This is a genomic window from Streptomyces sp. SDT5-1 (genome assembly GCF_052245995.1).
In the GTDB taxonomy this organism is placed as follows: domain Bacteria; phylum Actinomycetota; class Actinomycetes; order Streptomycetales; family Streptomycetaceae; genus Streptomyces.
On record NZ_CM125963.1, the window covers coordinates 1347291 to 1365688 of the forward strand.

The 18398-nt window shown below is 72.0% G+C and carries 18 protein-coding genes; 5 read left to right on the top strand and 13 right to left on the bottom strand.

Annotated features, from left to right (window positions below; translation table 11 throughout):
• Positions 1-3 precede the first annotated feature (3 nt).
• Entirely contained in the window at positions 4-1242 is a 1239-nt protein-coding gene (locus tag ACTWJ8_RS06375; RefSeq protein ID WP_443263243.1) for a geranylgeranyl reductase family protein, read from the bottom strand.
• Between the two features lie 142 nt (positions 1243-1384).
• On the opposite strand from ACTWJ8_RS06375, the gene ACTWJ8_RS06380 reads away from it, so the two are divergent.
• Both ACTWJ8_RS06380 and ACTWJ8_RS06385 read left to right on the top strand, forming a co-directional pair.
• Positions 1385-2746, top strand: a complete 1362-nt coding sequence (locus ACTWJ8_RS06380; RefSeq protein ID WP_356381563.1) for a dipeptidase — start codon at positions 1385-1387, stop codon at positions 2744-2746.
• A gap of 74 nt (positions 2747-2820) precedes the next feature.
• Entirely contained in the window at positions 2821-3576 is a 756-nt protein-coding gene (locus ACTWJ8_RS06385) for an MBL fold metallo-hydrolase (protein ID WP_443263244.1), read from the top strand.
• On the opposite strand, the gene ACTWJ8_RS06390 is transcribed toward ACTWJ8_RS06385, so the two are convergent.
• Positions 3546-4541, bottom strand: a complete 996-nt coding sequence (locus tag ACTWJ8_RS06390; protein WP_356381569.1) for an NUDIX domain-containing protein — start codon at positions 4539-4541, stop codon at positions 3546-3548. The two genes, ACTWJ8_RS06385 and ACTWJ8_RS06390, sit on opposite strands and share 31 nt — an antisense overlap.
• Positions 4542-5169: 628 nt before the next feature.
• On the opposite strand from ACTWJ8_RS06390, the gene ACTWJ8_RS06395 reads away from it, so the two are divergent.
• Complete coding sequence (locus ACTWJ8_RS06395; RefSeq protein WP_443263245.1) at positions 5170-5577, top strand: anti-sigma factor antagonist; 408 nt, start codon at positions 5170-5172, stop codon at positions 5575-5577.
• A 10-nt stretch (positions 5578-5587) separates the two neighbouring features.
• Here the strand turns inward: ACTWJ8_RS06395 and ACTWJ8_RS06400 are convergent, their stop codons facing one another.
• Positions 5588-6550, bottom strand: a complete 963-nt coding sequence (locus ACTWJ8_RS06400) for an ROK family protein (RefSeq protein WP_356381575.1) — start codon at positions 6548-6550, stop codon at positions 5588-5590.
• A gap of 105 nt (positions 6551-6655) precedes the next feature.
• Between ACTWJ8_RS06400 and ACTWJ8_RS06405 the strand changes: the two genes are divergently transcribed.
• Positions 6656-7738, top strand: coding sequence for a LacI family DNA-binding transcriptional regulator (locus tag ACTWJ8_RS06405; RefSeq protein WP_356381578.1), 1083 nt, complete (start codon positions 6656-6658; stop codon positions 7736-7738).
• Between the two features lie 163 nt (positions 7739-7901).
• Here ACTWJ8_RS06405 and ACTWJ8_RS06410 read toward each other — a convergent pair whose 3' ends face one another.
• The 5 genes from ACTWJ8_RS06410 to ACTWJ8_RS06430 form a co-directional block, all read right to left on the bottom strand.
• A complete protein-coding gene (locus ACTWJ8_RS06410) occupies positions 7902-9200 on the bottom strand; it encodes a DUF6986 family protein (protein WP_356381676.1) in 1299 nt (432 codons plus the stop codon).
• A gap of 169 nt (positions 9201-9369) precedes the next feature.
• A complete protein-coding gene (locus tag ACTWJ8_RS06415; RefSeq protein ID WP_443263247.1) occupies positions 9370-10332 on the bottom strand; it encodes an electron transfer flavoprotein subunit alpha/FixB family protein in 963 nt (320 codons plus the stop codon).
• 59 nt (positions 10333-10391) lie between these two features.
• Positions 10392-11180 (bottom strand): electron transfer flavoprotein subunit beta/FixA family protein, encoded by a 789-nt coding sequence (locus ACTWJ8_RS06420; RefSeq protein WP_443262072.1) that lies wholly within the window; start codon positions 11178-11180, stop codon positions 10392-10394.
• 198 nt (positions 11181-11378) lie between these two features.
• The gene (locus ACTWJ8_RS06425) at positions 11379-11885 is read right to left on the bottom strand and encodes a flavin reductase family protein (protein ID WP_356389439.1); all 507 of its coding nucleotides are present in this window, start codon (positions 11883-11885) and stop codon (positions 11379-11381) included.
• 215 nt (positions 11886-12100) lie between these two features.
• Positions 12101-12421: a thioredoxin family protein gene (locus ACTWJ8_RS06430; RefSeq protein WP_356389441.1), complete on the bottom strand. Its 321-nt coding sequence runs from the start codon at positions 12419-12421 to the stop codon at positions 12101-12103.
• 186 nt (positions 12422-12607) lie between these two features.
• Between ACTWJ8_RS06430 and ACTWJ8_RS06435 the strand changes: the two genes are divergently transcribed.
• The gene (locus ACTWJ8_RS06435; RefSeq protein WP_356389443.1) at positions 12608-13336 is read left to right on the top strand and encodes a lysophospholipid acyltransferase family protein; all 729 of its coding nucleotides are present in this window, start codon (positions 12608-12610) and stop codon (positions 13334-13336) included.
• Between the two features lies 1 nt (position 13337).
• Here the strand turns inward: ACTWJ8_RS06435 and ACTWJ8_RS06440 are convergent, their stop codons facing one another.
• The 5 genes from ACTWJ8_RS06440 to ACTWJ8_RS06460 all read right to left on the bottom strand — a co-directional run bounded on the left by ACTWJ8_RS06440 (position 13338) and on the right by ACTWJ8_RS06460 (position 18372).
• Positions 13338-13937: a transglutaminase domain-containing protein gene (locus ACTWJ8_RS06440; protein WP_356389445.1), complete on the bottom strand. Its 600-nt coding sequence runs from the start codon at positions 13935-13937 to the stop codon at positions 13338-13340.
• A gap of 78 nt (positions 13938-14015) precedes the next feature.
• Positions 14016-15086, bottom strand: a complete 1071-nt coding sequence (locus tag ACTWJ8_RS06445) for a threonine aldolase family protein (RefSeq protein WP_356389447.1) — start codon at positions 15084-15086, stop codon at positions 14016-14018.
• Complete coding sequence (locus ACTWJ8_RS06450; RefSeq protein WP_356389641.1) at positions 15083-15844, bottom strand: SDR family NAD(P)-dependent oxidoreductase; 762 nt, start codon at positions 15842-15844, stop codon at positions 15083-15085. The genes ACTWJ8_RS06445 and ACTWJ8_RS06450 overlap by 4 nt, the downstream gene beginning before the upstream one ends.
• 32 nt (positions 15845-15876) lie before the next feature.
• Positions 15877-17286, bottom strand: coding sequence for a DUF6421 family protein (locus tag ACTWJ8_RS06455; protein WP_356389449.1), 1410 nt, complete (start codon positions 17284-17286; stop codon positions 15877-15879).
• Positions 17287-17367: 81 nt separating this feature from the next.
• A complete protein-coding gene (locus ACTWJ8_RS06460; RefSeq protein WP_356389451.1) occupies positions 17368-18372 on the bottom strand; it encodes an alpha/beta hydrolase in 1005 nt (334 codons plus the stop codon).
• Positions 18373-18398 lie beyond the last annotated feature (26 nt).

The window sequence follows — 18398 nt, forward strand, 5'->3', positions numbered from 1 at the left end:
GGCTCAGCGGTCGAGCCGCGCCAGCGCCCGGCCCGCCACGGGGTGCGTGCGCACCAGCTCGCCGAGGGTCGTCGAGCCCCGCGTGATCCTCGCGAACGCGTTCCACGCGGGACGCAGCGAGGTGATCGCGGCGTGCAGCAGGCCCGGCTTGCGCTCGAAGACGGCGAGCATCCGCTTGCCGACGGCCATCTCGACGCCGAGCCCGGCCTTGACCGCGAACGCGTAGTTGAGCGCCTGACGCCGAGCGTCCACCGCGTCGTGCGCCTCGGAGACGCGCACCGCCCACTCCCCCGCGAGCCGCCCCGAGCGCAGCGCGAACGAGATGCCCTCGCGGGTCCACGGCTCCAGGAGCCCCGCCGCGTCGCCGCACACCAGGACCCGGCCGCGGGACAGCGGCGAGTCGTCGGCGCGGCAGCGCGTCAGATGCCCCGAGGAGATCGAGGGTTCGAAACCGGCGAGCCCGAGGCGCGCGATGAAGTCCTCCAAGTACCGCTTCGTGGCGGCCCCTTCGCCCTTCGCCGAGATCACGCCGACGGTGAGCGTGTCACCCTTCGGGAACACCCATCCGTAACTGCCCGGGATCGGCCCCCAGTCGATGAGGACACGGCCGCGCCAGTCCTCCGCGACGGTCTCCGGCACCGGGATCTCCGCCTCGAGGCCGAGGTCCACCTGGTCCATCTCGACGCCGACGTGCGCGCCGATCCGGCTGGCGCTGCCGTCGGCGCCGACCACGGCCCGCGCCAGGATCGTCTCCCCGTCCTGGAGGCCGAGCGCGACCGTGCGCCGGTCGGGCACCGACGAGCCGTGCTGCTCGACGCGCGTGACCGTGACGCCGGTGCGCAGCTCGGCGCCCGCCTTCTGCGCGTGCTCGACGAGCTGGGCGTCGAACTCGGGGCGGTTGATGAGCCCGAACAGCATCTTCTTGGAGCGCTTGGTGCGGGTGTACTTGCCGTTCAGGGAGAACGTCACCGCGCTGACCCGGTCCTTGAACGGCAGCACGAAGCCGGGCGGCAGCGCGTCCCGCGACGGGCCGATGATGCCGCCGCCGCACGTCTTGTAGCGCGGCAGCTCGGACTTCTCCAGGAGCAGCACGCGGCGCCCGGCGCTCGCGGCCGCGTGCGCCGCGGACGCCCCGGCGGGGCCCGCGCCCACGACGACGACGTCCCACACGCTCCCGGCCTGTCCGCCGTCACCCATCTCGTTGCCGTCCGTGCCGTCCGTCGCCGGATTCTCGCTGCTCACGATGGTCTGCTGCTCCCGATTCGCCCATCTTGGAATGCGTGCGCACCTGTCCCAGGCATCCTACGGCGGGCCGTCCGCCGACCCCCTGTGGGAGGATCTTCCGCACACCCTGCACAACGTCGCACCCACGAGGAGCGTGCCCATGTCGCCCCATCCGATCGCCGAGACCGTCGCCTCTCTCATGCCGAGGGCCAAGGCGGAGCTGACCGAACTGGTCGCGTTCAAGTCGGTGGCGGACTTCGAGCAGTTCCCGCGGAGCGAGAGCGAGGGCGCCGCGAACTGGGTGGCCGACGCGCTGCGCGCCGAGGGCTTCCAGGACGTGGCACTGCTCGACACCCCGGACGGCACGCAGTCGGTGTACGGCTTCCTGCCGGGCCCCGAGGGCGCGCCCACGGTGCTCCTGTACGCGCACTACGACGTGCAGCCGCCGCTTGACGAGAGCGCGTGGGTCACGCCCCCGTTCGAGCTGACCGAGCGCGAGGACGGCCGCTGGTACGGGCGCGGCTCGGCGGACTGCAAGGGCGGCGTGCTGCTCCACCTCCTGGCGATCCGGGCGCTGAAGGCGAACGGCGGGGTGCCGGTCAACGTCAAGGTGATCGCGGAGGGTTCGGAGGAGCAGGGCACGGGCGGCCTGGAGCGCTACGCGGAGCAGCACCCCGACCTCCTCACGGCCGACACGATCGTCATCGGCGACGCGGGCAACTTCCGCGTCGGCCTGCCCACGGCGACGGCGACGCTGCGCGGCATGACGCTCGTCCGTGTCGACATGGCGACTCTCGAGGGCAATCTGCACTCCGGCCAGTTCGGCGGCGCCGCCCCCGACGCCCTTGCCGCCCTGGTCCGCGTCCTCGACTCGCTGCGCGCGGAGGACGGCTCGACGACCATCGACGGCCTGGAGGCGGCCGAGTCCTGGGACGGCCTCCAGTACGACGAGGAGGCCTTCCGCAAGGACGCCAAGGTGCTCGACGGCGTCGACCTGATCGGCTCCGGCACGGTCGCGGACCGCATCTGGGCGCGCCCGGCCGTCACCGTCCTCGGCATCGACTGCCCGCCGGTCGTCGGCGCGACGCCGTCCGTGCAGGCGGGCGCCCGCGCGCTGATCTCCCTGCGCGTCCCGCCGGGCGCGGACGCCGCCGAGGCCACGAAGCTGCTCATGGCGCACATCGAGGCGCACACCCCCTGGGGCGCCCGGGTGAAGGTCGAGCAGATCGGCCAGGGCCAGCCGTTCCGCGCGAACACCGCGAGCCCCGCCTACGAGGCGATGGCCGACGCCATGAAGCAGGCGTACGACGGCCAGGAGATGCAGTACGCGGGCCAGGGCGGCTCGATCCCGCTGTGCAACACGCTCGCCTCGCTCTACCCGGAGGCGGAGATCCTCCTCATCGGCCTGAGCGAGCCGGAGGCGCAGATCCACGCGGTGAACGAGTCGGTGTCCCCCGACGAGCTCGAGCGCCTCTCGGTGGCGGAGGCCCTCTTCCTCCAGAAGTACGCCGCCGCGAACTGACCCCGCCCCAGCGCGGATCTGCTCTGGGCCAAGACGTACGGCGTCGTGCCCGCGCCCCTCGTACGGTCGCGGGCATGACGCCCTATGCACCCACCGAGGTCATCGACCTCGCACCCGATCTGCGCATGCTGCGCTTCCCCGTCGGCCAGGCCTATCTGTGGCGCGACGGCACCGAGTTGACGCTCGTCGACGCGGGCGCGCCCGGCGCCGGCGCCCCGATCGCGGACGTCGTACGGGACTGGGGGCACGCCCCCGAGGACGTGCGGCGGATCGTCCTCACGCACTTCCACGAGGATCACGCGGGCGGCGCCGGGGAGTTCGCGCGGCTCAGCGGCGCCGAGGTGTACGCGCACCGCCTCGACGCCCCGTTCGTGCGCGGCGAGACGACCGGTCCGGGCCCCGTGTACGAGGACTGGGAGCGCCCCCTGCACGCGCAGGCCCTGGCCCAGCTCCCGCCGCCGCCCGCCGAACCCGTCCTCCCTTACGAAGTAAGGGAGGTGGAGGACGGCGACACGCTCGACTTCGGCGGCGGGGCGTGCGTGGTCGGCGCCCCAGGACACACCGACGGGTCGATCGGGATCCATCTCCCCCGCCACGGCGTGCTGTTCACCGGCGACGCGATCGCGGTGTCACCGCTCGACAGGCAGGTGATGCTCGGGGTGTTCAATCTCGACAGGGAGCGCGCCGTCGCCTCGTACCGGCGGCTCGCCTCCCTCGACAGCGACGTGGCCTGCTTCGGGCACGGCGCCCCCGTGGCGGGCGGCGCGGGCGCCGTGCTGCGCGCGGCGGTGGAGCGCGCTCATCCGACGGGGACGCCGGCCTCCAGGTAGTGCGCGGCGCCGCGCTCGCGCGCCCTGAGGGCCCAGCGCAGCCGCTCGTAGCGCACGGGTGGCAGCAGCGCGGCGGCCTCGCTCTCCGTCACGAAGCGCCAGGCGCGCAACTCCGGGCCCGGGAGCAGCACTTCGCGGGCGCGTGCGGCCGTGAGCCTGCCGCCGTCGAAGAGCAGGCGCAGGCCGCCGTAGCCGGGCGGCACGGGCGCCTCCCAGTCGACGACCAGGAGGCGGGGCACGTCGTCGAGCACGATCCCCGTCTCCTCGGCCACCTCGCGCATCCCCGCGCGCGCGGGCGCCTCGCCGGCCTCGACGACACCGCCGGGGAACTCCCAGCCGGGTTTGTACGTGGGGTCGACGAGCAGCACGCGGTCCGCGTCGTCGAAGAGCAGCACCCCGGCGGCGACCGTCTCGGCGGTCGGCTCGGGCGTCTGCACGATGTCGCAGGAGGGCGCCTCCCCGGAGTTCAGCGCGGCGGCGATCCGGACGGCGGTCTCGTAGGGGGTGAGGGCGCCGTTGTCGACGGGGTAGGCGTCGGCGGCGAGCCAGCCGCCGAGCGCGGCGCGGTACGGCTCGATGTCGGCGGGCGCCTCTCCGGCGGGGTCACGGGAGCGCAGGATCGTTTCCCCTGGAGCAAGGACCACATGACACACAGGGATCCGCCGGGCCGCGAGGCCCCCGAAGACCTCGTCGCGGTACTCCTGTCGCAGCAGCCCCATCGGCACCACGAGCACGCCGCCCAGCTCGGCGAGGAGCGCGGCGGCGGTGTCGACGACGAGGCGCCGCCAGATCGGCAGGTCCTGATGGTCGCTCACCTCGGCGAGCCGCTTGGCGGGCAGCAGCCGCTCCAGCTCGCCGTCGATCACCTCGGGGTCGAAGAGCGTGCTGTCGGGGATCAGGTCGATCAACTCCCGCGCCGCGGTGGTCTTCCCCGCGCGGGACGCCCCGTTGATCCAGACGATCACGGTTCCCCCTCATCCGTCGGCCCCCTGTGGCTTGCCCGCAACACCCTGCCACGGAAACCAGAAGCTGATGAGGGGATCGTTGCATACGCCAGCGACCGCTGCGAAGGGGTCGGTAGCGGCCGCACGGCGCCCGCCCGCCGCCCAGGGAAGTCGCGGCAGGCGGGCTCTCCGTACCAGGCGGTCGCACGCCATGACACCGCCCGTGCGACTCCGGGTATCGGGGGGAGCCCCGGAGCCGCGCGCGGGAGACCATCAGCCGGACGCGCCCACCGCTGCCCGACGGTCGACGGCCGGCCCCGACAGGGCCTCCCGCGCTTTCTTCGGGCCAGTCAAGCGTGACCGGACGCCGGGCGACACCGTGTGTGCACGTCCGGTGACGGTGCGGAGTTCACACGGGGTGTGCGCCGAACACACGGGGCGGCCCTGGCGAAACGACTTCGACCGTCAAGCGGTTTGCACGTAATTCACCCCATCAAGTGATGTAAGCGGCTCGGGAATCGTTACGCCGCCGTGGCGCGGGAAACCTCCCGCTAGCGTCATCGACCAGGCGCCCAGGACCCCGGCGACCTTGTTCCGCCCGCCCGGTGCCGCCTTTCGGACCCGGCCGGGCCACGACCCGGGGGGCCAGATGCTGCGAAGCGGACAACAGGGCTGCGATCTCGGCGCGTTCGACGACCTGACCGACGTCGGCGACGAGATCCCCATGCCGCGCGTGCGCACCGTCACGGACTGCGTCGTCGTCGAACTGCTGGGCGAGGTCGACATCCTGACCTTCCACCGGCTCGCCCCGCTGCTCGACAGCCTGGCGTCGGGGCCGTACCGCACCGTGGTGGTCGACCTGACGGGCACCACGTTCTTCGACTGCTCCGGACTGCGGCTCCTGGAGCACGCCGCGCGGCGCGCCCGGCAGCGGGACGGCCGCGTCGCCGTCGTCTGCCGCCACCGCCTCACCCTCCGCCTCATCGAACTGGGCGGCCTGACCGGGCTCCTGGCTCCCGCGGAGACCGTGGAGGAGGCGATGGCCGACGACCGGTGAGCCGAGGCGCTCAGACGGCTTGGCGGTGCGCCTCGTGCGCGCCCCGACCCGCGTGCAGGGCCGCTGCCGCCGCGCCCACGAGCCCCGCGTCGGTGCCGGTCGAGGCCGGCACCACCGTGAGGCCCTGCACGAAGGACAGCGTGGCGTAGTCGCGCAGCGCACGGCGCAGGGGCGTGAACAGGAGGTCGCCGGCCTTCGCCACGCCGCCGCCGATCACGGCGATGTCGATCTCCACGAGCGTCGCCGTCGCCGCGATGCCCGCGGCCAGGGCCTGGGCGGCGCGTTCGAAGGAGGCGCGGGCGACCGGGTCCCCCGCGCGGGCGGCGCGGGCCACCGCGGCGGCGGTCTCGTCGCCGTCCGGGCCCGGCCGCCAGCCGTCGGCGAGGGCGCGGCGGGCGATGTTGGGCCCACTCGCGATGCGCTCGACGCAGCCGCGCGCGCCGCACGGGCAGGGGTCGCCGTCGAGGTCGACGCTGATGTGGCCGATGTGCCCCGCGTTGCCCGTGGGGCCCGGGTGCAGTTCGCCGCCGAGGATCAGGCCGCCGCCGACGCCGGTGGACACGACCATGCACAGCGCGTTGTCGTGACCGCGGGCCGCGCCCTGCCAGTGCTCGGCCGCCGTGATCGCCACGCCGTCGCCGATCAGCTCGACGGGCAGTGCGCCGGTGACCGCGCGCACGCGGTCGACCAGCGGGAAGCCGCGCCAGCCCGGCACGTTGACCGGGCTGACCGTGCCGCGCGAGCGGTCCACGGGTCCGGCGCTGCCGATGCCGACGGCCCGCACCCGCGGCCACGCCGCGTCGGACGTCAGCTCACGGAGGACCTCCTCCACCGCCCCCATCACCGTGTCGCCGTCCTCCTGCGCGGGGGTCGGCCGCTGCGCTCGTACGAGGAGGTGGCCCCGGTCGTCCACAAGGGCACCGGCGATCTTGGTGCCGCCGATGTCGAGCGCGGCGACGAGGTCCATGTGCATCAGTGTCTGTTCCCCCGGAAAGGCAGGTCGAATGGGCGGCTGCAGGTCGGCAACCGATCAGTGGTGGACAGTCTCTCCCGCATCTGACAACGTTGTCCAGGCCCTATGCTCGACGGCACACGCCGCGACGACAGGACAGGACAGCGCACAGTGGACCGTACCGCCCGCCGCACCGAGAACCGCTACGGCAACCGACCGACGATGAAGGACGTCGCCGCGCGGGCCGGGGTCGGCCTGAAGACGGTCTCCCGCGTCGTCAACGCGGAGCCGGGGGTCACCGAGGACACCGAGCGCCGCGTCCAGGAGGCGATCGCCGCGCTGGGCTTCCGGCGCAACGACAGTGCGCGGGTGCTGCGCAAGGGCCGTACGGCGAGCATCGGCCTGGTCCTCGAGGATCTGGCGGACCCGTTCTACGGGCCGCTCAGCCGCGCCGTCGAGGAGGTCGCGCGGGCGCACGGGGCGCTGCTCATCAACGGGTCGAGCGCCGAGGACCCCGAGCGGGAGCAGGAGTTGGTGCTCGCGCTGTGCGCGCGGCGCGTGGACGGGCTCGTGGTGATCCCCGCGGGCACGGATCACCAGTATCTGGCGCCGGAGATCGCGGCGGGTGTCGCGACCGTCTTCGTGGACCGGCCCGCCGGGCAGATCGACGCGGACGTGGTGCTGTCCGACAACTTCGGCGGCGCGCGCGACGGTGTCGCCCACCTCGTCGCGCAGGGGCACCGCCGGATCGGGTTCATCGGTGACCAGCCCCGCATCCACACGGCGGTCGAGCGGTTGCGCGGGTACCGGGCGGCGATGGAGGAGGCCGGGCTCGCGGTCGACGAGCGGTGGGTGTCGCTGGGCGTCACGGACCCCGAGCGGGTTCGGCGCGCGGCCGAGGAGATGCTCACCGGCCCCGATCCGGTGACGGCGATCTTCTCCGGCAACAACCGTGTGACGGTCACGGCCGTACGGGTGCTCTCCGAGCGGGACCGTCCGGTGGCGCTGGTCGGGTTCGACGACATCGAGCTGGGCGACCTGTTGAAGCCGGGCGTGACGGTGATCGCGCAGGACGCGGCCCAGCTGGGCCGCACGGCGGCGGACCGCCTGTTCCTCCAACTGGACGGAGCGGCACTCCCGCCGGAACGCATAGAGCTCCCGACGCGCCTGATCCAACGCGGCTCAGGCGAACTCCCTCCGGCGGACTGAGCACCTGCGCTCCCCCGGTGCCGCCCTCGCCACGCGGCACCGGGTTCGACAGCTCGGTGGGGGCGGGCCAGGCCGCACGGAGGCCGAAGAACCCCGGAGGGCCGACGCACCGCTGCCCTCCCCCGGCCGTCCCCGGGGAAGGGCAGCGACGTATCGGGAGGGGTTACTCGGGCTTGGTCGTCAGGTCGCCGCGGCGGGGGGCCGCGTAGGACTCCAGGTCGGCGCGGGTGAGGCCGGAGAGGCGGGCGACCTCGGCGACGTCGAGGGCGCCGCAGTCGAGGCCGCGCAGGAGGTAGCCGGCGAGGGCCTTCGCGGTGGCGGGCTCGTCGGCGATGTCGCCCTCGGCCTGCCGGGCGTACGCGGCGAGGCGCGCGGCGGCGGCCTCGAAGCCCTCGCGGTAGAAGGCGAACACGGCGGCGTACCGGGTCGGGATGTGGCCCGGGTGCATGTCCCAGCCCTGGTAGTAGGCGCGGGCGAGGGCACGGCGCGTGAGGCCGAAGTGCAGGCGCCAGGCGTCGTGGACCTTGGCGGTGGAACCGACGGGCAGGACGTTCGTGGAGCCGTCCGAGACGCGGACGCCGGTGCCGGCCGCGGCGACCTGCATGACCGCCTTCGCGTAGTCGGCCGCCGGGTGGTCGCTGGCCTGGTACGCGGCGGAGACGCCGAGACAGGCGCTGTAGTCGAAAGTGCCGTAGTGGAGGCCGGTCGCCCGGCCCTCCGCCGCCTCGATCATGCGGGCGACCGTGGCTGTGCCGTCGCCGCCGAGGATGGACTGGCTGGTCTCGATCTGGATCTCGAAGCCGATCCGGCCGGGCTCCAGGCCGTGCTGCTTCTCGAACGCCTCCAGGATCCGCACCATGGCCGTGACCTGCTCCGGGTACGTCACCTTGGGCAGGGTCAGGACGAGGCCGTCGGGCAGGCCGCCGTGTTCCATGAGGCCCGTGAGGAAGATGTCGAGCGTGCGGATGGCGCGGTCACGGACCGCCTCCTCCATGCACTTCATGCGGATGCCCATGTACGGGGCGGCGGTGCCGTTCGCGTACGCCTCGGCGATGACGCGCGCGGCGCGGGCCGCGGTCTCGTCCTCGTCGGCGTCGGAGGCCGGCCGGTAGCCGTCCTCGAAGTCGACGCGCAGGTCCTCGACCGGCTCGCGCTCCAGCTTCGCGCGTACGCGGGTGTAGACGGGCTCCGCGAGCTCCTCGCTCAGGCCGAGGACGGCGGCGAAGGAGGCGGCGTTCGGGGCGTGCTCGTCGAGCTGCGCGAGCGCCTTGTCGCCCCAGGTGCGGATGGTGTCGGCGTTGAACGCGTCACCGGGGACGTAGACCGTGTGGACGGGCTGACGGGTGCCGGGGTCCCCCGGGTAGCGGCGGGCGAGTTCCGCGTCGACCGGGGCGAGTGAGGCGCTGATGCTCTCGCTGACCGTGCCCGCGAGGCTCGTCGACACCTTCTCCTGCTGACCCATTCGTGCACTCTCCATATGCTCGATGTTTCCACTTCACGGAATCAACAATCCGTATAGCGAAGTTAACCGTCGGCGTGATCGGCGTCAATGGGTCAATTTCGTCGTCCCGTCACGCGGACGGGGCCGCGCGGTGCGAACACCGCGCGGCCCCGTCGACGTGGGAAGCGTCTCAGCCCTTGCGGGCCTTGACCTCCTCGGTCAGCGCGGGCACGACGTCGAAGAGGTCGCCGACGATGCCGTAGTCGACGAGGTCGAAGATCGGCGCCTCGGCGTCCTTGTTGATCGCGACGATCGTCTTCGAGGTCTGCATGCCCGCACGGTGCTGGATCGCGCCGGAGATACCGGAGGCGATGTACAGCTGCGGCGACACGCTCTTGCCGGTCTGGCCGACCTGGTTGGAGTGCGGGTACCAGCCCGCGTCCACCGCGGCACGCGAGGCACCCACGGCCGCCCCCAGCGAGTCGGCCAGCGCCTCGATGATCGAGAAGTTCTCGGCACCGTTGACACCCCGGCCACCGGAGACCACGATCGCGGCCTCGGTCAGGTCCGGACGCCCGGTCGACTCACGCGGGGTGCGGGAGGTCACCTTGGTGCCGGTGGCGCCGTCCGAGAACGACACGTTCAGCGCCTCGACCGCACCGGCGGCCGGGGCGGCCTCCACGGCCGCCGAGTTGGGCTTGACGGTGATGACCGGCGTGCCCAGCGTGACCGTGGACTTGGTGGTGTAGGAGGCGGCGAACACCGACTGCGTGGCCACCGGGCCGCCGTCGCCGGCCTCCAGGTCCACCGCGTCGGTGATGATGCCCGCCTTGATGCGCAGCGCCAGACGCGCCGCGATCTCCTTGCCTTCCGCCGACGACGGCACCAGCACCGCGGCCGGGGACACCTGCTCGTAGGCGGCCTGCAGGGCGTCGACCTTCGGCACGACCAGGTAGTCGGCGTACTCGGCGGCCTCGTGCGTGAGCACCTTGACCGCGCCGTGCTCGGCCAGGGCGGCGGCGGTGCCGGCGGCGCCGTTGCCCAGCGCCACGGCGACCGGGTCACCGATCCGGCGGGCCAGCGTCAGCAGCTCCAGGGTGGGCTTGCGGACGGCACCGTCCACGTGGTCGACAAAGACCAGAACTTCAGCCATGGGACTTCAATCTCCTGCAATCACAAAGAACTTGGGCGATGGGTGGGGATGGCTGAAGCTCAGATGAACTTCTGGCCCGCGAGGAACTCGGCGAGCTGCTTGCCGCCCTCGCCCTCGTCCTTGACGATCGTGCCCGCCGTGCGCGCCGGACGCTCGGCCGCCTCGGCGACCTTCGTCCAGGCACCCTCCAGACCCACCTGCTCGGCCTCGATGTCCAGGTCGTCCAGGTCCCAGGACTCCACCGGCTTCTTCTTCGCCGCCATGATCCCCTTGAACGAGGGGTAGCGGGCCTCACCCGACTGGTCCGTCACCGACACCACGGCCGGAAGCTGCGCCTCGAGCTGCTCGGAGGCGGTGTCACCGTCACGACGGCCCGTCACCTTGCCGTCCTCGACCGCCACCTCCGACAGCAGCGTCACCTGCGGCACACCCAGACGCTCGGCCACCAGCGCCGGCACGATGCCCGCCGTGCCGTCCGTGGACGCCATGCCCGAGACCACCAGGTCGTAACCGGCCTTCTCGATCGCCTTCGCCAGCACCAGCGAGGTGCCGATCGCGTCGGTGCCGTGCAGGTCGTCGTCCTCCACGTGGATCGCCTTGTCCGCACCCATCGACAGCGCCTTGCGCAGCGCGTCCTTGGCGTCCTCCGGACCCACCGTCAGCACGGTGATCTCCACGTCGTCGTCCGAGTTCTCGGAAATCTGAAGCGCCTGCTCCACCGCGTACTCGTCCAGCTCCGACAGCAGACCATCGACATCGTCACGGTCCACGGTCAGGTCATCGGCGAAACCCCGGTCGCCCGTGGCGTCCGGCACGTACTTCACGGTGACAACGATCCTCAAGCTCACGCCGGCTCTCCTACTGCAATCGTCTTTAACTGGGCGGCTGTCTAGGCAGCATATGCGCCTTGTGCGGACTCTTCCGGTCGGGGCGGCCCGCGCTCCGATCAAAAGGTTACTCGCCAGTACACCCAGGTTATGCCCACTAAGCAAGCGCTTTGAACTGTGACCTTGCCAACCCTGCGTAATCGCGCGGCACAGGAACTTTCAGTCACGCAGGGCGTTGAAGCGGCCCTGGTGGTACAGCAGCGGACGACCGACGCCCGCGAGGTCGCCCGAGACGGCCTCGGCGAGCACGATCTGGTGGTCACCGGCGGGCACCCGGGCGATGACCTTGCAGACGAGCCAGGCGAGCACGCCGTCGAGGATCGGCACGCCCTCGGGTCCCTCGAACCAGCGGGTGGGCGCACCGAAGCGGTCGGCGCCGCTCGTGGCGAACCTGCCGGCGAGTTCGGCCTGGTGCTCGCCGAGTATGTGCACGCCGACGTGCTCGGCCTCGGCGACGGTCGGCCAGCTCGACGAGCCGACCCCGATGCCGAACGAGACGACCGGCGGCTGCGCCGAGACGGAGGTGAGAGAGGTGGCGGTGAAGCCGACGGGGGCGGCACCGGGCGCCGTGACCACCGCGACGCCGGCGGCGTGCTGCCGGAAGACGGAGCGGAGGAGGTCGGGGGTGGCTGCCTGGGCGGTGCGCAGATCGGGCGTGGCCGTCATGGAGTTGTCCTTCTGGCAGGAGGGTTCGAGCGGGGCGGCGTGGCTGCGTCAGACACGCGGACAGCGGGCGCTCGAACATCGAGCCAGGTCCACGTGGACCCGCTCGACGAGAAGGAGTTCCGAAGGCATAAGGTCACCCTGACGATACGTGGTGCGTGCAGTCAAGTGCGTTCCGTCATCTGGGAGATGCGTCACGCACCCGCGTCGCCGCCCGGTCACACAGCGTCGCCGAGCGCGGCGATGACATCGACCTTCCGGGGCTGTCCCGCCGCCCGGCGCACCTCGCGCCCTCGCGCGTCGAGGACCAGGACCGTCGGCGTCTTGAGCACCTCCGCATCGCGCACGAGGTCGAGGCGCGCCTCGGCGTCGATCTCGACGTGGGACACGCCGGGAACCATCGCGGCGACCTCGTCGAGGACGCGCCGGGTGGCCCGGCACGGAGCGCAGAACGCGCTGGAGAACTGCACGAGCGTGGCCCGCTCCCCCAGCTCCTCGCCCAACTGCCCGGCGTCCCACGTCCGTTCGCCCACGCTCACCCTGCTCCTCCTGTACTGCGCCGCCCCTTGTGCAGCGTTCCCGGTCCGCCGACGTATTCCCGGCACGTGACAAGGATCTCGTACGGCGCTGGAACCAGGACTGGCCACCCGGCCGTTGATGGGGCACGATCTGCGCAAGCCGGAAAACCTACGGCCGCGTAACTTACTGAAGGGTCCACCCCCTCCATGGCAGAGCTCGTCTACCGTCCGGTCATCGGCGCCGCGAAAACGATGTTCAAGGCGCTCGACCTGAAGATCGACTGCAAGGGCTCGGAGAACATTCCGCGTACCGGCGGAGCCGTCCTGGTCAGCAACCACATCAGCTACCTGGACTTCATCTTCGACGGCCTCGCGGCTCTGCCGCAGAAGCGTCTCGTCCGCTTCATGGCCAAGGAGTCGGTGTTCCGGCACAAGATCTCCGGCCCGCTGATGCGAAGCATGAAGCACATCCCCGTCGACCGCGCCCAGGGCGAGCACGCCTACCAGCACGCGCTGCGCTCCCTGCGCTCCGGCGAGATCATCGGCGTCTTCCCCGAGGCGACGATCTCGGAGTCCTTCACGCTGAAGAGCTTCAAGACCGGCGCCGTGCGCCTGGCGCAGGAGGCCGGGGTGCCGCTGATCCCGATGGCGCTGTGGGGCACGCAGCGGCTGTGGACCAAGGGGCGTCCGCGGAACTTCAAGCGCCAGCACATCCCGATCACGGTCCGGGTGGGCGAGGCCATGGAGGCGCCGGCCGACCAGTACGCGGGGGCGATCACGCGCCGCCTGCGGGCCGGTGTGCAGGAGCTGCTGGAAGCGGCGCAGCGCGCCTACCCGGTGCGCCCCAAGGGTCCGGACGACACGTGGTGGATGCCGGCACACCTGGGCGGCACGGCCCCGACCCCGGAAGAGGTCAAGGCCGCGGAGGCGGGCTGAGTCAGGCCGGGAGCGCATCGGGCAGGTGCTCCCACAGGTACGGGCGGTCCGGCGCGCCGCGCAGCGCGTCGAGGACCGCCGGGTGCGGCGCCGCGTGCAGCGTCGGATAGTCCGCCTCCCCTGCCTCCGGGTCGGGGACCCACGCCAACCGCTCCCCTTCGAGGGAGAATTGGGCGTCGACACCCGCTTTGTTCCCCCGGCAGTCCTGCCGGTGCCACGCGCCGCGCAGCCGCACGGCCACGAGTCCGTGCAGGCACCATCCCGAGCCCGCGTCGTGCGTGAGCCGCTGGTAGCAGAGGGCGGTCGGAATGTCCTCGGCGCGCAGCAGCGCCGCGAGGGCGTGCGCCTTCGCGTGGCAGATCCCGGTGCGTTGCGCAAGCACGTCGGAGGCGCGCCAGGTGACGCGCGGGTCCCCGCTGTCGGCGGAGTGCGGGACGGTGTCGCGCACGAACTCGTAGGCGGCGCGGGCGTATGCGTATGAATCGGCGACGTCGCGCGCGAGGCGCGCCGCGGTCTCGCGGACGAGCGGATGCTCGTGGTCGATGACGTCGTCGGCCGCCAAGTACGCGGACAGGTCCGGGTTCTGCTGGATCAGCTGCATGCCTCGGGAGCATAGAAATGCGGCCGACCGCACGTCAATACATTTACGGTCGGCCGCATACCTATGCGATTCGAGCGGCTAGCGCGCCATCTCCTCCTTGAGGGCCGCGACGAAGGAGTCGACGTCCTCCTCGCGGGTGTCGAAGGAGCACATCCAGCGGACGTCTCCGGCCGCCTCGTCCCAGAAGTAGAAGCGGTACTTCTTCATCAGGCGCTCGGACACGTCGTGCGGGAGCCGCGCGAACACGCCGTTGGCCTGCACCGGGTAGAGGATCTCGACGCCGTCGACGGCGCGGGCGCCCTCGGCGAGGCGCTGGGCCATCTCGTTGGCGTGCCGGGCGTTGCGCAGCCACAGGTCCTTGGCGTACAGGGCCTCCAACTGCACCGACAGGAAGCGCATCTTGGAGTGCAGCTGCATGGACAGCTTGCGCAGGTGCTTCATGTGGCGCACGGCGTCCTGGTTGAGGACGACGACCGCCTCGCCGAAAAGGGCGCCGTTCTTGGTGCCGCCGAGCGACAGGATGTCGACGCCGACCGCGTTCGTGAACGTCCGCATCGGGACGTCGAGGGACGCGGCGGCGTTGGATATCCGGGAGCCGTCGAGGTGCACGACCATGCCGTGCCCGTGGGCGTGCTCGCAGATCGCGCGGATCTCGGCGGGCGTGTACAGCGTGCCGAGTTCGGTGGACTGCGTGATCGAGACGACCTGCGGCATCGCGCGGTGTTCGTCGTCCCAGCCGTACGCCTGCCGGTCGATCAGCTCGGGCGTGAGCTTGCCGTCCGGGGTGGGCACGGTGAGCAGCTTGAGGCCGCCCATCCGCTCGGGGGCGCCGCCCTCGTCCACGTGGATGTGCGCGGACTCGGCGCAGATCACCGCGCCCCAGCGGTCGGTGACCGCCTGGAGCGCCACGACGTTGGCGCCCGTCCCGTTGAACACCGGGAACGCCTCGGCGGTGGGGCCGAAGTGGCTGCGGATGATCCGCTGGAGATGGTCCGTGTACTCGTCCCCGCCGTACGCGACCTGGTGCCCGTCGTTGGCGAGGGCGAGCGCCGCCATCACCTCGGGGTGGCCCCCCGCGTAGTTGTCGCTCGCGAAACCCCTGGTGTCGGGGTCGTGATGGCGGCGTGCGTCGGTCTTCGGCGGATTCACGGCTTCTCGGTCAGCCACAGACGGGTCCCGTTCAGTTCGGCGGCGGGCCGCTCCCAGACGCCGGTGATGGCCTCGGCCAGCTCCTTGACGTCCGTGAAGCCCGCGAACTTCGCGTTGGGGCGTTCGGCGCGCATCGCGTCGTGCACCAGCGCCTTGACCACCAGGATCGCAGCCGCCTGCTGCGGGCCCGCCTCGCCCCCCGCCTTGCGGAAGGCGTCGCCGAGCGCGAGCGTCCAGGCCTCGGCCGCGGCCTTGGATGCGGCGTACGCCGCGTTGCCCGCGGTCGGCTTCGAGGCTCCCGCGGCGCTGATCAGCAGGTAGCGGCCGCGGTCGCTGCGGGACAGACCCTCGTAGAACGCGAGGGACGTGTGCTGCACCGTGCGGATCAGGAGCTTCTCGAGCAGGTCCCAGTCGGCGAGGTCGGTGTCGGCGAAGGTGGCGCCGCCGCGCCAGCCGCCGACCAGGTGCACGAGGCCGTCGACCCGGCCGAAGTCCTTCTCGATGCGGCCGGCCCAGTCGCGGGTGGCGTGCAGGTCGAGCAGGTCGACGTTGTCACCGATGACGGTGGCACCGCCGTGCGCGTAGCGCGCCTCGTCGACCGCGGCCACCAGGCGCTCCGCGTCGGCGTCGGCGCCGATGACGGTGGCGCCGGCCTCCGCGAGCCGCTTGAGGGTGGCCTTTCCGGCCGGTCCGGCCGCTCCGGCGACCGCGATCACCGCACCGTCCAGCGTGTCCCTGGTCCCGTTGGTGTCGCTCATGTCCGTCGCCTCCTGCTGCTGTTCGCCGTGGCTCACGCGGCCACCCGCTCGGTGCTCTCCGCGGTGATGCCCTTCGTCGAGGCGATCACCTTCTTCAGCTTCTTCGAAAGGGCCTCATAGAACATGCTGAGCGGAAACTCGTCGGGAAGCACCTCGTCCACGAGCTTGCGCGGCGGCAGCGAGGTGTCCAGGGCGTCGGGGCCCTTCGCCCAGGTGGAGCCCGGGTGCGGGGACAGGTACGTGGACACCAGGTCGTACGCGGCGAACCAGTGCACCAGCTTCGGGCGGTCGATGCCGTCGCGGTACAGCTTCTCGATCTCGCCGCACAGCTGGTTGGTGACCTCGGGGGCGCGGTTCCAGTCGATGAACAGCTTGTTGTCGGTCCAGCGCACCACGTCGTGCTTGTGCAGGTACGCGAAGAGGAGCTGGCCGCCGAGCCCGTCGTAGTTCTTGACGCGGTCGCCGGTGACCGGGAAGCGGAACATGCGGTCGAAGAGGACGGCGTACTGGACGTCGCGGCCCTGCGGGACGCCGTCGGCCTCCAGCTTCACGGCCTCCTTGAAGGCGGTGAGGTCGCAGCGCAGCTCCTCGAGGCCGTACATCCAGAACGGCTGGCGCTGCTTGATCATGAACGGGTCGAACGGCAGGTCGCCGTGGCTGTGCGTGCGGTCGTGGACCATGTCCCACAGCACGAACGCCTGCTGGCAGCGCTCCTGGTCGGCGACCATCGCCTTGATGTCCTCGGGCAGTTCGACACCGAGGATGTCGACGGCGGCCTCCGTGACGCGGCGGAAGCGGGCCGCCTCGCGGTCGCAGAAGATGCCGCCCCAGGAGAAGCGCTCCGGCGCCTCGCGCACGGCGATCGTCTCTGGGAAGAGCACCGCCGAGTTCGTGTCGTACCCGGAGGTGAAGTCCTCGAAGGTGATGCCGCAGAACAGCGGGTTGTCGTAACGGGTCGCCTCCAGGTCGGCGAGCCAGTCCGGCCAGACCATCTTCAGCACGACGGCTTCCAGGTTCCGGTCCGGATTGCCGTTCTGCGTGTACATCGGGAAGACCACCAGGTGCTGGAGGCCGTCCCGGCGCTGCGCGGCGGGCTGGAAGGCGAGCAGCGAGTCCAGGAAGTCCGGGACCTCGAAGCCGCCGTCCGCCCAGCGGCGCAGGTCGCGCACGAGCGCCTCGTGGTACGCGGCGTCGTGCGGCAGCAGCGGGGCGAGCTCCTCGACCGCGGATATGACGCGGTCCAGGATCAGCTCGGCGTCGGCCTTCGCCGGGGCGCCCTCGGCCTCGAAGTCGATCGAGCCGTCCTTGCTCTGCAGGGGCCTGAACTCCTCCACGGCGTCCTTGAGCAAGGGCCACGCCGGGTGGTCCACCACCCTGTCGCCGACCACCTGGACCGGAGAATTCTTCCCCTCCGCGCCAGCCTGCACAAGAATTTCCGTCATGTCCCAACCTCCACGGGAGAACCTCGCGTAAGGACACCGTAGGCACGCGAGGTTCCCGACCACAAGGGGGACTCCGGGAAATTATCCTGCGCCACCCCCTAGATCACCGCTGTTTTTCCTGTGGCGCGCGGTGTCGGCGATCGCCTCTACCGCGCCCGCCACGGCCTGCCGGGCGTCCTCCAGCAGCTCGGGGAAACCGAAGAATCCGTGGAACATCCCCGGGAAGTGCCCCTCGGTGACCGCGACGCCCGCGTCCCGCAGCGCCTTCCCGTACGCCCGCCCCTCGTCGCAGAGCGGATCGCAGCCGGCCGTGACGATGTGCGCGGCGGGCAGCCCGGCGAGATCGTCGGCGAGCAGCGGCGACACGCGGGGGTGGGCGGGGTCGCCGTCCGCGCCCAGGTACTGCTCGCGGAACCAGACGCAGTGCGCCGCGGTGAGGAAGTAGCCCTCGGCGTTGGCGTCGAAGGAGCCGGACTTCTGGCGGGCGTCGGTGGCCGGGTAGACGAGGACCTGGCGGGCGACGGCCGGGCCGTCCTCGTCGCGGGCGATCTGCGCGACGACGGCGGCGAGGTTGCCGCCCGCGCTGTCCCCCATCACGGTCAGCGCCTCCGGGTCCGCGCCGAGTTCGCGCGCGTGGTCGGCGACCCAGCACAGCGCGGCGTACGCGTCCTCGACGGCGGCCGGGAAGGGTGCTTCGGGCGCGAGCCGGTAGTCGACGGAGACGACGACGGCGCCCGCGTCGCGGCACACCCTGCGGGCGCTGTGGTCGTGGCTGTCGAGGTCGCAGATGACCCAGCCCCCGCCGTGGAAGAACACGACGACGGGCCGCTCCCCCGCGGCCCCGTCCTGCTCCGGCCGGTACACGCGCACGGGGATCGGGGGCGCGCCGGGCGGCCCCGGTATCTCGCAGTCATCGACGGAACCCACGACGGGCGCGGGGAACGGCGCCTCGGGCAGCTCCGCGAGGATCCGGCGGGCCTCCGCCGCGTCGGTGACGGCGCCGCCGAGGTCGGGGAAGGCGGCGGCGATGGCGTCGACGAGCGGACGGGCCTCGGGCGCGAGCCGGTCGACGTGGTCGGTGGTCATGGGCGGCTCCCGGGTCGGTGGGGTGG